This is a genomic window from Xanthomonas fragariae (assembly GCF_017603965.1).
In the GTDB taxonomy this organism is placed as follows: Bacteria; Pseudomonadota; Gammaproteobacteria; order Xanthomonadales; family Xanthomonadaceae; genus Xanthomonas; species Xanthomonas fragariae_A.
Map to the genome: position 1 here is coordinate 3,781,419 of NZ_CP071955.1, position 13,148 is coordinate 3,794,566.

A 13,148-nucleotide genomic window follows, 5' to 3' on the forward strand; every position below is an offset into this window, starting at 1 on the left:
CGCAGGCTCGCCGTAGTTGGCGGGACCTAGCAATTCATGTGTAGTGTCGCGCATTTGAAGTGCGTTGTTTCAGAGATTCCTTAGCGCGGAGCTTGTTGCGCGGCCTAGCTCGCAGTGGCATGATCACGGTCGATTCCGCCGGGGAAATTGGATAAAGATGAAATGGAAATACGTCGCTCTGGGCGTCGCGGTCGCGGTAGCTGGTGTCGCATTGATTAGATTCAATTATTATCACTCAGGAATATCTGGGCTAGGCAGCGACACCAGCTCCGTAAAAAGCTTCAGCGATAGCTCTAGTACTTATAAAAAATCCAACACTTCCTATAGCAAAATTACCGATTTAATTGAATCAAGAAAAATTGATGCAAATGTTGTCAAGCCAATTGGGCGCAAGGTTTTTTCTATCGTTCGAAATGAACAACGCCCACCTGGCGATGCTTTGGCCTATGTCAATTCTCTGCTGAAAAAGTCCGAGGCCGGTGACGCCTTAGCAACGTATGCCATTTATTTGGCCGTATCTCAATGCAACGCCACATTACAGCCTCCATCCGATGATCTTGTGGAATTTTACCGTCAAAGAGGGTCAGGTAAAACTTACCTTGCAACGATTTCAAAAAATTTTGAAGAATGTAAAAGCTTAACCGAAAATCCTGAACTATCCCAAGGAAATTGGCTGCAAAAGGCGGCAGAGCAAGGGTCTGTGGAGGCCATGATCTTGTACGCGATGGATGCTGACTCGGTTATCGGGCCACCCTCCGAGTATTTATCGCATCCAGAAAAGCTCGTTGAGTACAGGAAAAAGGCAATGAACTATTTGAACCAGGCAGCCGACATGGGGAGCGTGGAAGCAATCATGGCTCTAGGCCGTGCCTATGAAAACGGCGTTCTGGCCGAAAAGTCACCGGTTAAGTCATATGCTTATTACAAAGTTTTAGAGAACGTTGAGCCAAACGATCATTTACGGAGTGTATTGGCACAATGGGAGCAGGAACTGAGCGGAAGTCAAATCTCACAAGGAAATGAGTTGGCTGCGCGCATCGCCAATTCATGCTGCAAATAATATCCGTTAATCTTAAACAAGGGCTTTGCATCTGAGGTTTCCCCACATTTCCTCCTGGCAGATCAATCACTTGCGACATGATCGTCTGGAAGAAAGTGCGCGCATGGCGCACTCTTCAAGGTGACTAAGAGCGGCTAACAAAACGTAGCGAGAGTCGTCAGGTGGGTGCGGACGGCGCGCAGTACATGCCGATTCCGAGCACCGGCCGCGCCCGCCTGACGGTGAGCGCAGTCGTTTTGTTAGCCGCTCTAAGAGCGGCTAACAAAACGTAGCGAGCAGTCGTCAGGTGGATGCGGACGGGCAGAGCAACCGCAGTGTACGAGTGGTAAATGCAAATTCCGAGCACCGGCCGCGCCCGCTTAATGGCTGCGCAGTCGTTTTGTTAGCCACTCTAAGCCAGAGAAGGTTGACGACCATGCGCGCCAGCGAAGTATTGCAGAAATGCCTGCCCAACTCACTGTCCGGGATGCATGCGTTGCGCGAACGCGCGTTGCTGCATGCGGTTGAGGCGTTTTTGCACGAACGTGCGCGGCGCGCAACCGGTAATCGTCATCGACTGGAGCGATTTGAAGCCAGACAAATCGTGGTGTCTGCTGCGCGCAGCGGTGCCGGTGGGCGGCCGCACGCTCACCTTGCTGGACATGGTGGTGCCAGGAAAGCAGCAGGGATCGCCTGGTGCAGAAAAACGCTTCTTGCAACAACTGAGGGCACTGGTTCCGGACGATGTTCGCCCGATCCTGGTCACTGACGCCGGCTTCCGGACACCGTGGTTCCGCGCCGTATCGGCCATGGGCTGGTGTTGGGTTGGGCGACTGCGCGGGCGCCCGCAAGTCAAGCCGCAGAACGTGCCGGATGAGGCAGAGCAATGGAGCGACAGCCGGAAACGGCACGTTTTGGCGTCCAATCGTGCCTGCGAGTTACCGCCGATGCAGGCCAATCGCAGCGATCCACTCGATTGCCGGTTAGTGGTTTACGCCAAGACACGGCAAGGGCGCAAACAGTGCAATCGCCGCTCACCCGCCAAAGCCTCGCGTGCGTCATCGAGTCTGAAGGCCGCGGCGCGTGAGCGCGAGCCCTGGTTGATCGTTGCATCCCCGCAGCTGCAGGCACCCAGCGCTAAGCAGTTGGTGAATGTGTACGCACGACGGATGCAGATCGAACTGGCATTTCGCGATCTGAAATCACATCGCTACGGCCAGGCGCTGGAAGACAGTTTGACCCGACGCGGCGAGCGACTACAGATCCTGCTGTTGATCAATACGTTGGCTGCATTCGCCAGCTGGTTGGCAGGGCTGGGATGCGAAGCTACCGGTATCGCCCAGTGGCTGTCTCCACGCAACAGCACACGCAAGCTTTACTCCACGCGACGCATCGGTCGAGAAGCCTTAATCAGGCACTGGCCGATGGAGCCTGTCTCACTGTGGATAGAGCGCTTGCGCGCACTGCCTGCGGCAGTGCGCGAGCAGATGATGCTTACGGTGTAAAACTTGGGGATACCTTAGGCTTTGCATGCTTACCAATGGATTTTTGGATAATTTTCTTTTATCTGCGAAACGCAGGCAGTTATTTTATTTAATTTCCATATCTTCGGTTTTCGGCGCTGTCGGCATTGCGATTGCTGCTGTCGGTCAGCAGCATTACTCGTTTACATGTGGCAATTGCGATCTGGGGTCACCAGTACCGACATCAACCACTCTAAGGAAGCTCTGAACAACGCCCCCAGATGCGCGACACTACACACCTACGTTGAGGAGTGATCCATGCAACTGACGTTTGGTGACGCCGAGGGCCTGGGTAAGCGCAAGCAGACCCGCCGGGAAATCTTCCTGGCCGAGATGGAGCAGGTCGTTCCGTGGCAGCGGTTGCTTGCGCTGATCGCACCGCACTATCCGGCGTCGGGACGGCCAGGTCGGCAGCCGTACGCACTGGCCACGATGTTGCGGATTCATCTACTGCAACAGTGGTACGCGCTGAGCGATCCGGCGATGGAAGAAGCGTTGCATGAGATCCCGAGCTTGCGGCGTTTTGCCCAGCTCGGTGGGTTGGACAACGTTCCTGACGAGACCACGATTCTCAATTTTCGTCGTTTGCTGGAGACCCATGGCCTGGCCGCGCGGATGCTGGAAGCGGTCAACGCGCATCTGGCGCGCAAGGGTCAAAGTCTGCGCTCGGGCACGATCGTCGATGCAACCCTGATCGCTGCGCCCAGTTCGACCAAGAACGCTGACCACGCGCGCGATCCTGAGATGCACCAGACCAAGAAAGGCAAGCAATATTACTTCGGGATGAAAGCGCACATTGGAGTAGACGATGTGTCCGGGTTGGTGCACCACGTGGAATGCACGGCGGCCAACGTTGCCGATATCACCCAGGCGCACAAGCTGCTGCATGGCAAGGAAGACACGCTCAGCGGGGATAGCGGTTACACGGGGCTGGACAAGCGCGCGGAGATGGCGCGCAAGCGCAAGTTGCGCTACCTGATTGCAGAGAAGCCGTCCAAGCTCAAGCAGATCAAGAACGCGCGCGAGTTGCAGTGGGCCCAGCGCTGGGAGCACACCAAGGCCAGCCTGCGGGCGAAGGTGGAACATCCATTTCGGGTGATCAAACGCCAGTTTGGTTACGTCAAGGTCCGCTATCGCGGCCTAGCGAAGAATAACGCGCAGGTGCTGACGCTGTTTGCGCTATCCAATCTATGGATGGTGCGCCGGCAGTTATTGCCGGCCAAGGCATAATGCTGTCCGGCGGCAGCTGAAGCCGCCAGATAAGCGCAAAATCTCGTCTTACATACCCAATTTACGCGTTACTGGCGCTCTCTATGCTGATATTTTTAGGTGTTGAGAGTTGTTCAGACCTTCCCTAAACGCCATCACTTCGTTTTTTCTTCCGAATGCTCAAGATCGGGGCATTCATCTTGGGACGGTACCAATTACTTCTGTGGGTAACGTAGTTACCGTTTGTAACGGTGTTGGCTGTGTAGATTATACTTACAACGATTCTCTTAACTTTTTGGGCGGTCCAGTTCAGCCACAGACGCGCACTCCTCCTAGAGAAGGCGGTGGCGGAAGTGGAAGCGGCAGTGGAGAGGGCGGCGGCGGGTTTTCCGGTATGGGTAGTGGGGGTAGCCCTATTGGCGGCGGGTCAGTTACAGTTGGGCCAATTCGTAAAAACACACCGTGAGTTGATTTTGTTGTGCTATTGACGGGTCACAAGCAGCTGTTTGTAAGGGGTGCAACCGACGCGATGCCTGCGTCGGGAGGGTGGCTAATACAACACCCTTCGGGGAAATACGCCCGCCGTCTGTCTGCGGTTTCTAACCTCCCGACATCCCGTCGCCGGCCGGCGGCGGGGCCTGTTCGTCAAGGAGGCCCTTTGCCATGCGTCAGCCGCCATCTCGCACCACCACCGCCCGCAAGCGTGCACCACGCCAACCACCGCGCGACGCGGTCTGGCATATCAAAGAGTCGCCGCGCACCCTGATGCTCACGCCCGAGCAAGTGGCCGCCGCCAACGCGGCCGATCTTGCCAAACAACAGCGCGCACCACGCCGCCCGCGCCCACCGCAACACTGCACCGTCGGCTACGGCTATTACCCCGCCAGCGGCCAACGCATCCCCACGTTGCGCCTACGCGGCCGCTGGCTGGAACAACTGGGCTTTGCCATCGGCAGCAAACTCCACATCCGCCTGCGCGACGGCGAGCTGGTCGTCAGCGTCGCAAGCGTAGATTAAAAAGAGGGGAGTCGACAGCCGCACCGCGCTTGAAACACAGGCGTGCGCGTACGGCATATGCCGGACAACGCATGCCCTACGTCCAACGCCATTGGTAAAGCGCGCAATAGCACGTGGCCTCGGTGCCGTTGCATGCGAAGAACGTTGGCATCGCTCATCCCGCTTGCAACTGCACGGCATGCACGCGCATCACGTTCCCTCAGTCGGCGTCGGATGGTCATCGCATCCACGCCATCTGGCGCTGTCTTGCCGCTGGCGGCTGAGAGCCAGGGCCGATCAGGAACAGTTTTCACCGCATCCGCATTGTTGAGGCTGCATGGCGGTGGCGTGCCGGGTGGCGTTATTGCCAGGCTGCTGCTGTGCCGGGTCTGCACATGCCGGGCTTTGATGGCAGGCACGTTCGGGTATGCGGCCCGGTGAGCTGCGACGCACCGTCTGGCAGAGGCTGCCGTGGGCGCAGCGGCTGAGGCTGGTGGCCCCCTGAGGCCGCGATTGGGGGCAGTGAAAGCCGCGTCAGACTGAATCGAGTTATTCGAAGCATTTACACACCCAGCTCTCTAGATCGACCATATAATTCGGACTGCGTCACGCATACATAGTGATCTGTGTCGCTTATTTGGGGTAGACAAAGGATCTGGATGTGATTGACGACACGTTGGACATGGTGGCGCGGCCACCGGTTGGGTCGCTGGACGTCGGCCGGCTGTTGGCGTCGCTGCCGGCGCCCTCGCTCGCTTGCGCGACCCGGCACGCTGCGGGGCTACCTCCTCCGTATGCAGTGGTCGTCAGTGCGCCGACGCTCAGGCGTTTGCTTCGCAAAGGCGTGCGCCGGCTGGTCAGGACGCTGCCTTGGCGGCACCAGGACCGGATCTATTATTTCAATACGTTCGGCCGGTTTCCGAATCTGTACAACCCGACGTGCTTCAACGAGAAAGTGCTGTATCGCAAGTGCGTGCACGGCGATTACCCGGTCTATCAGCGCCTGGCGGACAAGGTCGCGGTGCGGCCGTATGTGGCCTCCAGGATCGGCAATGCGCATCTGATTCCGTTGCTGCTGGACAGCAACAACCCGGAAGACCTGCTCAGCCTGCCGCGCTGGCGGCAGACGGTGATCAAGGCCAACCACGGCGCGAGCATGGTGGAGATTGTGCGCGACGAGCCGGATGCGGTGCAGCGGCGACGCATCATCGAGCGCTGCGGCCAGTGGCTGCGCCACGACTTCTCCGACATGGAGCGCGAGATCCATTACCGCAACATCCCGCCGCGCATTCTGGTGGAGCACTACATCGGCGATGCGCAGCACGCGCCGGTGGACTACAAGTTCCATATGTTCCGGCAGGCGGATGGCAGCTTTCACTATGTGCTGCAAGTGATCTACGGCCGCTTCGACACGCCGGCGTTGTCGATGACCTTCTTCGTCGACAACCTGCACGAGGCCTTCCACCGCATCCGCGACGACGGCCGGCAACCTCCGTGCGCACCGCAACTACTGGAACAGGCGCTGGAACTGAGCAAGGTGCTGGCCAGCGATTTCGATTATGTGCGGGTGGATTGGTATATCCAGAACGGCCAAATCTATTTCGGCGAACTCACCTTCACACCGGGCGCCGGTCTGGTCACAGGCTTGGGCCGCGGGCTGGACCGGATCATGGGCGATATGTGGGTGCAACGGCGTGCGCCGGTGGAGCCGTGTTTTGCGACGGCGCGCAGGTCGTAGGCATGCTTGAGATACAGCAAACCTGCCATCAAACGCATTGGCAGTGCGGGATGGCCGCCAGTGGCCGCGGTAGCCGGAAAATGTGGCCAAAGCGCCTGTTCCGAGGCGGCCCACGGCATGCGCTGGCTCAGCTGCGACAGCAGATGACGCAGATCGATTTGATTTACCAGACGCGAACGGAACAACTCGTCGGCGCAGATGTGCCCAGCAGCATGACGGCGTGTACGCATGGGCGGAAACTGCAAGAAACCAAGCATAAGCGTAGCGAAAAGCGGCAGTTCTGGCACGCCTGTGCGGCTTATAAAGCGTTGCGGTGATCGCGACAGCGGTCTGCATCGCGCTACCTTGTGTAGGAGCGGCGCTGCAGACGATAGGTCGTCGCAGGCGGGATGTTCCAATACGTCCGCCCGATCCTGACAGCCTCCAGATCGAGCGCATCGAGAATGTGCACCGGAACCGAGCATTTGAAGCCGTAGGTAAACAGATACATACGGCCGCCAGGTTTGAGATGCATGAAGGCGCCGCGCACGATGGCAGCCACCTGATGCGCCGGCATGTTCAGGAAGCCAAGGCCGCAGACCACCGCATCGACGCAGGTCCCATCGAAGCGGGGCACCGATTCAAGATCGCAGACATCCATCTGCCGCAACGTCGCATGCGGAAAGCGTTGCTTGAGCAACGAGGAGAACGTCTGGTTGTACTCGAGCAGAATGAGGTTTTTTTCGCGCACGCCTTTGTCGATCATCGCCCGGGTAAAAACGCCGGTACCAGGCCCAAGTTCGAGGACGCGCCCGGTGCGTTCCGATAGCTCGGAAGTGATGATGGAGGCGAGTGCACGCCCAGAGGGGGCTATCGCTGCAATCGAGCAGGGTGCTGTGATCCATTCGCGAAAAAACGAAACCATATACGAACGAGACATCTATCCTCACAACGTTGAAATAGTTCGGCCAACCTGCCGTGGGCGCAACTGCCATCCGATCATTGGACGGCAATCATTCGGCAACGCAGGGCGAGTGCATCAATCTGTCCGCAGTCTATCTTCGATGCCCGATTATTTGGAAAGCGCAGCTGCTCATCAGCATCGACGACCTGTCGGCTTCAACGCATTGTCGCAATGTTGAGACTGTGCGTCGTAGCGAACTCGTTAAGCGATTGCCGATAGATGTCGTTGGCCGAATGCAACGCGGCTGAAGAGACACGATGTCAGACAGGCGATCGACAGAGAGCGGTGCCAGCGTGCGCGGCAACCGATTGCTGCCTGTGCCGTCGGACACTGCCGCCTCGATTAGCGTTTCAAATGCAAAGACAACAGCGCAGATCGGCTGCACCGCACTCGCCACTGAGTCTGAACGCTTCGCGCAGCGGAATGGGTGCACTTAAAGAATTCTTCAACTACCTAAAAATTCTCTAACAGCCGCCTGAAACGATGCCAAGCAGCCACGGTTCGCTGGTGCTTCAGACCCACTATTGCTCCATAGCACTGCGCATGTGTGAATGTTATCGGTTGATCCACTGTCCCTTGCAACGCCGTCCATCGCTCACGCGAGCAGGCATGGCGCAGTGCCTGGTGCGACGTTGGCAGTCGCGCGCAATGGCACGCGCGCGGCGTGAACCATGCACTGGCTTGACGCAATGCCGCCACCCATCCACTCGACAATGCGCTCCGGCGCGTGTCTGTTTCTTGCCTCAGGCCTCGCAATGACCATCAATCCAACAGACACAACGGCCAGCGCGCACACCGCCGCTGGGGCATCCAGCGGCGGACGGCGACGCTTCGCATTGCCAGTGGCGTTTTTTCTGTTGGCCAGTGGCGTCATCGCTGCGGGCTGGTGGTGGTCCGCGCGCGCCCAGCCGCAAGCCAAGGGTCTTCCGATCGCCGCGTTGTCGGTCACTGCGGTGGCGCCACGGCAGGTGGAATGGCCAGGCACGTTATCGGCGACCGGCATCGTGGCGCCCTGGCAGGAAGCGGTGATCGGTTCGCAAAGCAACGGGTTGCGCCTGTTGACACTCAACGTGGCGGTCGGAGATGCGGTCAAGCGCGGGCAGCTGCTGGCCCATTTCGATACCGCAACCTTGCTCGCGGCAAGAGCAGAACTACGTGCGGGCCTGGCCAAGGCGCAGGCTGCCGCTAGCCAGGCCGATACCAATCGCATGCGTGCCTTGCGCGTGCAGGCCGCAGGCGCGATGAGCGACCAGGAAGTGCAGCGCTATGTGACCGAAGCGGTGACGGCCAACACCCAGATCGCGGTGGCGCGCGCGCAACTGGATGCCAACGGCCTGCAGCTGCAGCAAGCCGACATCACTGCCCCGGACGATGGGCTCATCAGCGCGCAGAGCGCGACGCTGGGTGCGGTGGCCAACAGCGGCCAGGAACTGTTTCGCCTGGTGCGGCAGGGGCGTCTGGAATGGCGTGGCGAATTCACTCCGGAGCAGATCGCGCGGATCGCGGTGGGTCAGCAGGTCAGCCTCAGGCTGCCCGACGGGAGCGCTGCGGTTGCACGCGTGCGCCAGATCGCGCCGCTGCTGGATGCGCGCTCCCGGCTCGGTGTGGTGTATGCGGATCTCCAGCCCGGCAGTCTGCTGCGTGGCGGCATGTACGTCGACGGCGCGGTCGCGTTGCCGGCCAGCCGCGCGCTGGTGGTGCCGGCGTCCAGTGTGGTGGTGCGCGATGGCCGCAGTACCGTGTTCCGCATCGTCGGTACCGGTGCCCAATCCAAAGTGCGCGCGCAACAGGTGGCGGTGGGGCGGCGCGTCGGTACCGAGGTCGAACTCCTGCAACCGTTGACCGAAGGCGAGCGCATCGTGGCGCAAGGCGCCGGGCTGCTGGCCGATGGCGATACGGTGTCGGTCAAGGCGACATCGACCGGCTCACTGGTCGGCATGCAGCTCATTCCACGTGCGCGGCGATGAACGTTGCTACCTGGTCGCTGCGCAATCCCATTCCTGTGGTATTGCTTTCTTTCCTGCTGACGCTGGCGGGCCTGTATGGCTTCAAGAACCTCTCCATCCAGGCGCTGCCGGATCTGGAGTTACCCACCGTCAACGTCACCTTGCTGCAGCCAGGAGCGGCACCAGCGCAGCTGGAAACCGACGTTGCGCGCAAGGTGGAAGACTCGATCGCCACGGTCGGCGGCCTGCGGCACCTGCGCACCACCATCAGCGATGGGCAGGTGCAGATCGTGGCCGAATTCCGGCTGGAAAAATCGCTGTCCGATGCCTTGATCGAAACCAAGGACGCGGTCGACCGGGTGCGCTCGTCATTGCCACCGGAACTGCTGCAGCCGGCCATCAGCGCGGTGACCGAGAACAGCACGCCGATCCTGACCTATGCGGTGACCTCGACAACGCTGGATGAAACCCAGTTGTCCTGGTACGTCGACGACAGCGTAAGCAAGGCGCTGGTGAAGGTGCCCGGCGTGGGGCGCGTGCAACGCCTGGGTGGTGTGCAGCGCGAGATCCGGGTCGAGGTGGATCCAGCGCAGATGACCGCACTCGGCGTTACCGCCGCCGATGTTTCGCGCGCGCTGCAACAGACGCAGCAGAATTCCTCCGGCGGACGCGCGCAACTAAGTGGCGCCGAGCAATCGGTGCGCATGGTGGCAGGCGTGCGACAGGCCGCGCAGTTGCCGGGCATGTCGATTGCGCTCGCCACTGGCGGCAGCGTGCGCCTGGATCAGATCGCGCGCGTGCGCGACGGCTACGCCGACCGCCGGCAGGCCGCGCTGCTCGACGGCAAGCCGGTGATCGGGCTCAGCATCTATCGCACCAAGGGCTTCGACGAAACGCAGATCGCCAACGGCGTTGCGCAGGCGCTGCAGCATCTGCAGCAGACCGGCACCCATCTGCGCATCACTCCGGTCTCCGGCACCGTGGCCTACACCTTGGAGCAGTTCGAAGGGTCGATGTCCATGCTCTACGAGGGCGCGCTGCTGGCGGTGCTGGTGGTGTGGCTGTTCCTGCGCGACTGGCGCGCGACCCTGATCGCCGCATCGGCGCTGCCGCTGTCCATCCTGCCCGCGTTCGCGGTGATGTGGTGGCTGGACTACTCGCTCAATACGCTCACCTTGCTGGCCTTGGCGGTGGTGGTCGGCATCCTGGTCGATGACGCTATCGTCGAGATCGAAAATATCGAACGCCATCGGCGTATGGGCAAATCCGCCTTTCAGGCCACTGCCGATGCCGTCAACGAAATCGCATTGGTGGTCATGGCCACCACCGCAACCCTGGTGGTGGTATTTGTGCCGACCACGTTGATGGGCGGCATCCCGGGGCTGTTCTTCAAACAGTTCGGGTGGACCGCAGTGATCGCCGTGGTCGCCTCGTTGCTGGTGGCGCGCCTGATCACCCCGATCATGGCCGCCAGATTTCTCAGTTCTCGCCACAGCGATCGTGCGGAACCGGCGACCGGCGCAGTGACTGCCAGCTATTTGCGGATGGTGCAGTGGAGCCTGCGCCACCGCGCTGCGACGTTGGGCGCTGCCGGCGTGTTTCTGCTGTTGTCGCTGGCGTTGTTGCCGTTGCTCTCCAAAGGTCTGGTGCCGCCCAGCGACCGCGGCGCCATCACCGTCAAGGTCGAGCTCGGGCCGGAAAGCGACATCGACCAGACCCGTCAGGTGACCGAGCGGGTACGCGCCGCGGTTGAGCGCATCGATGGCGTCGGTGCGGTGTTCACCAACATCGGCGGCAATGCAGCCGGGCGTGATGCCCAGGTCGCGGAAGTGCGCAAGGCTGAGATGACATTGGTGCTGTCCGAACGCAAGACGCGTGCACCGCAAACGCAGATCGAGCGCGAGGTGCGGCGAGTGTTGGTCAATATCACAGGCGCACGCGTCACCGTGAGTGGCAGCGGGCCGGGCGAGCAGCTGTCGATGATTCTGACCAGCGATTCCGAAGACGCGCTCAACGCGACCGCCTCTGCGTTCGCAGGCGAATTGCGGGCGGCCGGCTTGTCCGGCGTACGCACCACCGCAAGTCTGGAACGCCCGGAACTGGTTGCGCGGCCGATCCAGAGCCAGACCGCCCGTTATGGAGTGAGCAGCGCCGATATCAGCCAGACCTTGCGTACCGCGACCAGCGGCGATTTCGAACCGCAACTTGCCAAGCTCAATCTGGACAACCGGCAGATCAATATCCGCGTGCAGGTGCCTGACCGGGTCAGTGCCGATCTGGGTGCGTTGTCCAATCTACGCGTGCAATCGCGCGATGGCCTGGTGCCATTGTCCAGTGTCGCGGTATTGGCAATGGAAAGCGGCCCCACCCAGATCGACCGCTACGATCGCCAACGCTACGTCACGGTGAGCGCCGATCTGGGCGATATGCCGTTGAGCAAGGCGCTGGCGCTGGCCAACACGCGCGCCTCCATCCAGCACCTGCCCTCGAATGTGTCGCTGATCCAGTCCGGCGATGCCGAAGTGGCGGCGGATTTGTCGTCGGGATTACTGCTGGCGATCGTGATCGCCAGCGTGTGCATGCTGTGCGTGCTGATTCTGTTGTTCAACGACTTCTTCCAGCCGCTGACGATCCTGTCGGCCATTCCGCTTTCGCTCGGCGGCGCGTTTGTGGCGCTATTGCTGTTCGGCAGCGAGCTCGATGTGCCGTCGATGATCGGCCTGGTGATGCTGATGGGCATCGTTACCAAGAACTCGATTCTCTTGGTGGAATACGCCGTGATTGCGATAGGCGATGGGGCAGCGTCCGTAGAAGCCGCCTTGATCGATGCCTGCCACAAGCGAGCGCGCCCGATCGTGATGACCACCGTGGCGATGATCGCCGGCATGCTGCCGATCGCATTGGGTTTCGGAGCGGATGCCAGTTTTCGCCAGCCCATGGCCATCGCGGTGATCGGGGGCTTGATCAGCTCGACGTTGCTGTGTCTGGTGGTGGTTCCCGCTGTGTTTAGCTGTATCCACGATGTCCAAGCATGGGTCCATCGACGCTGGCGTAGTGCCGTCGGCACGCAGGCTGATCCAGCAGATTCGCAGGGCCGGGGGTGATGTGCTGCAAGCGATACATGTTGCACGCCGGAAGCTCGTCGCGCGTGCCGTGCGCGCCTGGCGCAACGCAGGCGCGTTAACGCAGATGCTCGGATGCTGCATTCAATGATGAGCAATGCAGCAAGGTTGCAATCACGCGAAAGAACGACGCATGCAGAAAACGCCGCATGCGCCCGCTGCCGCAGCCGTCAGACGCACAGCTGCGAGCGGCAGCTATGACCGCAACACACCTTAGCCACAGTAGATCGCGGTGATGTTATCGCTCGGGCCGGTCTCCACGGTGAGGTGATCGCCGCCGCTTTCGCTGGCGCCCTGGGCCGGGTCGGCCAGGCCGCTGGCGGTGGTGCCGCCGGTGGCGCGTGCGCCGCGGCGCACGCTGACCTGCAGGCTGTCGCTATCCACGCGCGCACGTTCGATGGTCTGCGCCGCCGCAGCCAGGCCGACCGCACCGCGCACCTTGTCGATATGGCACTGGCCGGAGATGACACCGTCGATGGGCTGCACCTGTGCGACCTGAGTGGATGCACAAGCAGACAACAACACAACGGCAGCGAGCGGAGCGAGGGTGCGGATCATCGGGGATCTCCAGCGGAACAATGGTGCAAGCGTGAAGGTGACGTTGTCGGTATGGCATGAAGATGCCCAGCCGC

General features: G+C 60.7%; 8 protein-coding genes, 1 other RNA gene and 2 pseudogenes. 7 read left to right on the forward strand and 4 right to left on the reverse strand.

Features of this window, described 5'->3' with window-relative positions; translation table 11 throughout:
* Positions 1 to 157 precede the first annotated feature (157 nt).
* Positions 158 to 1,060 carry a tetratricopeptide repeat protein gene (locus J5I97_RS18065; protein WP_208588003.1) on the forward strand — a complete coding sequence of 301 codons (903 nt, stop codon included), beginning with the start codon at positions 158 to 160 and terminating at the stop codon, positions 1,058 to 1,060.
* A gap of 256 nt (positions 1,061 to 1,316) precedes the next feature.
* Here J5I97_RS18065 and J5I97_RS18070 read toward each other — a convergent pair.
* A non-coding RNA gene (locus J5I97_RS18070) (sX9 sRNA) lies at positions 1,317 to 1,391 on the reverse strand.
* 84 nt (positions 1,392 to 1,475) lie between these two features.
* Here J5I97_RS18070 and J5I97_RS18075 point away from each other — a divergent pair.
* From J5I97_RS18075 to J5I97_RS18090, 4 genes and pseudogenes are all read left to right on the forward strand, one after another.
* A pseudogene (locus J5I97_RS18075) lies at positions 1,476 to 2,544 on the forward strand (IS4 family transposase).
* Positions 2,545 to 2,820: 276 nt separating this feature from the next.
* On the forward strand, positions 2,821 to 3,792 hold the full coding sequence (locus J5I97_RS18080; RefSeq protein WP_208588004.1) for an IS5 family transposase: 972 nt from the start codon (positions 2,821 to 2,823) through the stop codon (positions 3,790 to 3,792).
* Between the two features lie 642 nt (positions 3,793 to 4,434).
* Positions 4,435 to 4,788, forward strand: coding sequence for a SymE family type I addiction module toxin (locus J5I97_RS18085; protein ID WP_208588005.1), 354 nt, complete (start codon positions 4,435 to 4,437; stop codon positions 4,786 to 4,788).
* Positions 4,789 to 5,428: 640 nt separating this feature from the next.
* Complete coding sequence (locus tag J5I97_RS18090) at positions 5,429 to 6,505, forward strand: ATP-grasp fold amidoligase family protein (protein ID WP_238135579.1); 1,077 nt, start codon at positions 5,429 to 5,431, stop codon at positions 6,503 to 6,505.
* Here J5I97_RS18090 and J5I97_RS18095 read toward each other — a convergent pair.
* Positions 6,496 to 6,735 (reverse strand): annotated as a pseudogene (locus tag J5I97_RS18095) (IS5/IS1182 family transposase); the annotation flags it as partial. The gene J5I97_RS18090 and the pseudogene J5I97_RS18095 overlap by 10 nt on opposite strands.
* Positions 6,736 to 6,845: 110 nt before the next feature.
* Positions 6,846 to 7,250 (reverse strand): class I SAM-dependent methyltransferase, encoded by a 405-nt coding sequence (locus tag J5I97_RS18100; RefSeq protein ID WP_238135580.1) that lies wholly within the window; start codon positions 7,248 to 7,250, stop codon positions 6,846 to 6,848.
* 953 nt (positions 7,251 to 8,203) lie between these two features.
* Here J5I97_RS18100 and J5I97_RS18105 point away from each other — a divergent pair.
* The gene (locus tag J5I97_RS18105) at positions 8,204 to 9,415 is read left to right on the forward strand and encodes an efflux RND transporter periplasmic adaptor subunit (protein ID WP_208588007.1); all 1,212 of its coding nucleotides are present in this window, start codon (positions 8,204 to 8,206) and stop codon (positions 9,413 to 9,415) included.
* Positions 9,412 to 12,498: an efflux RND transporter permease subunit gene (locus J5I97_RS18110; protein ID WP_208588008.1), complete on the forward strand. Its 3,087-nt coding sequence runs from the start codon at positions 9,412 to 9,414 to the stop codon at positions 12,496 to 12,498. Before J5I97_RS18105 ends, J5I97_RS18110 begins: the two co-directional genes overlap by 4 nt.
* Positions 12,499 to 12,729: 231 nt before the next feature.
* On the opposite strand, the gene J5I97_RS18115 is transcribed toward J5I97_RS18110, so the two are convergent.
* A complete protein-coding gene (locus tag J5I97_RS18115) occupies positions 12,730 to 13,074 on the reverse strand; it encodes a hypothetical protein (RefSeq protein ID WP_208588009.1) in 345 nt (114 codons plus the stop codon).
* Positions 13,075 to 13,148 lie beyond the last annotated feature (74 nt).

Excerpts from the sequence above, each read along its gene's own strand:
- J5I97_RS18080 (WP_208588004.1), top strand. The coding sequence starts at position 2,821 with ATGCAACTGACGTTTGGTGACGCCGAGGGCCTGGGTAAGCGCAAGCAG.
- J5I97_RS18110 (WP_208588008.1), top strand. The coding sequence starts at position 9,412 with ATGAACGTTGCTACCTGGTCGCTGCGCAATCCCATTCCTGTGGTATTG.
- J5I97_RS18115 (WP_208588009.1), bottom strand. The coding sequence starts at position 13,074 with ATGATCCGCACCCTCGCTCCGCTCGCTGCCGTTGTGTTGTTGTCTGCT.
- J5I97_RS18100 (WP_238135580.1), bottom strand. The coding sequence starts at position 7,250 with ATGATCGACAAAGGCGTGCGCGAAAAAAACCTCATTCTGCTCGAGTAC.
- J5I97_RS18105 (WP_208588007.1), top strand. The coding sequence starts at position 8,204 with ATGACCATCAATCCAACAGACACAACGGCCAGCGCGCACACCGCCGCT.
- J5I97_RS18085 (WP_208588005.1), top strand. The coding sequence starts at position 4,435 with ATGCGTCAGCCGCCATCTCGCACCACCACCGCCCGCAAGCGTGCACCA.
- J5I97_RS18065 (WP_208588003.1), top strand. The coding sequence starts at position 158 with ATGAAATGGAAATACGTCGCTCTGGGCGTCGCGGTCGCGGTAGCTGGT.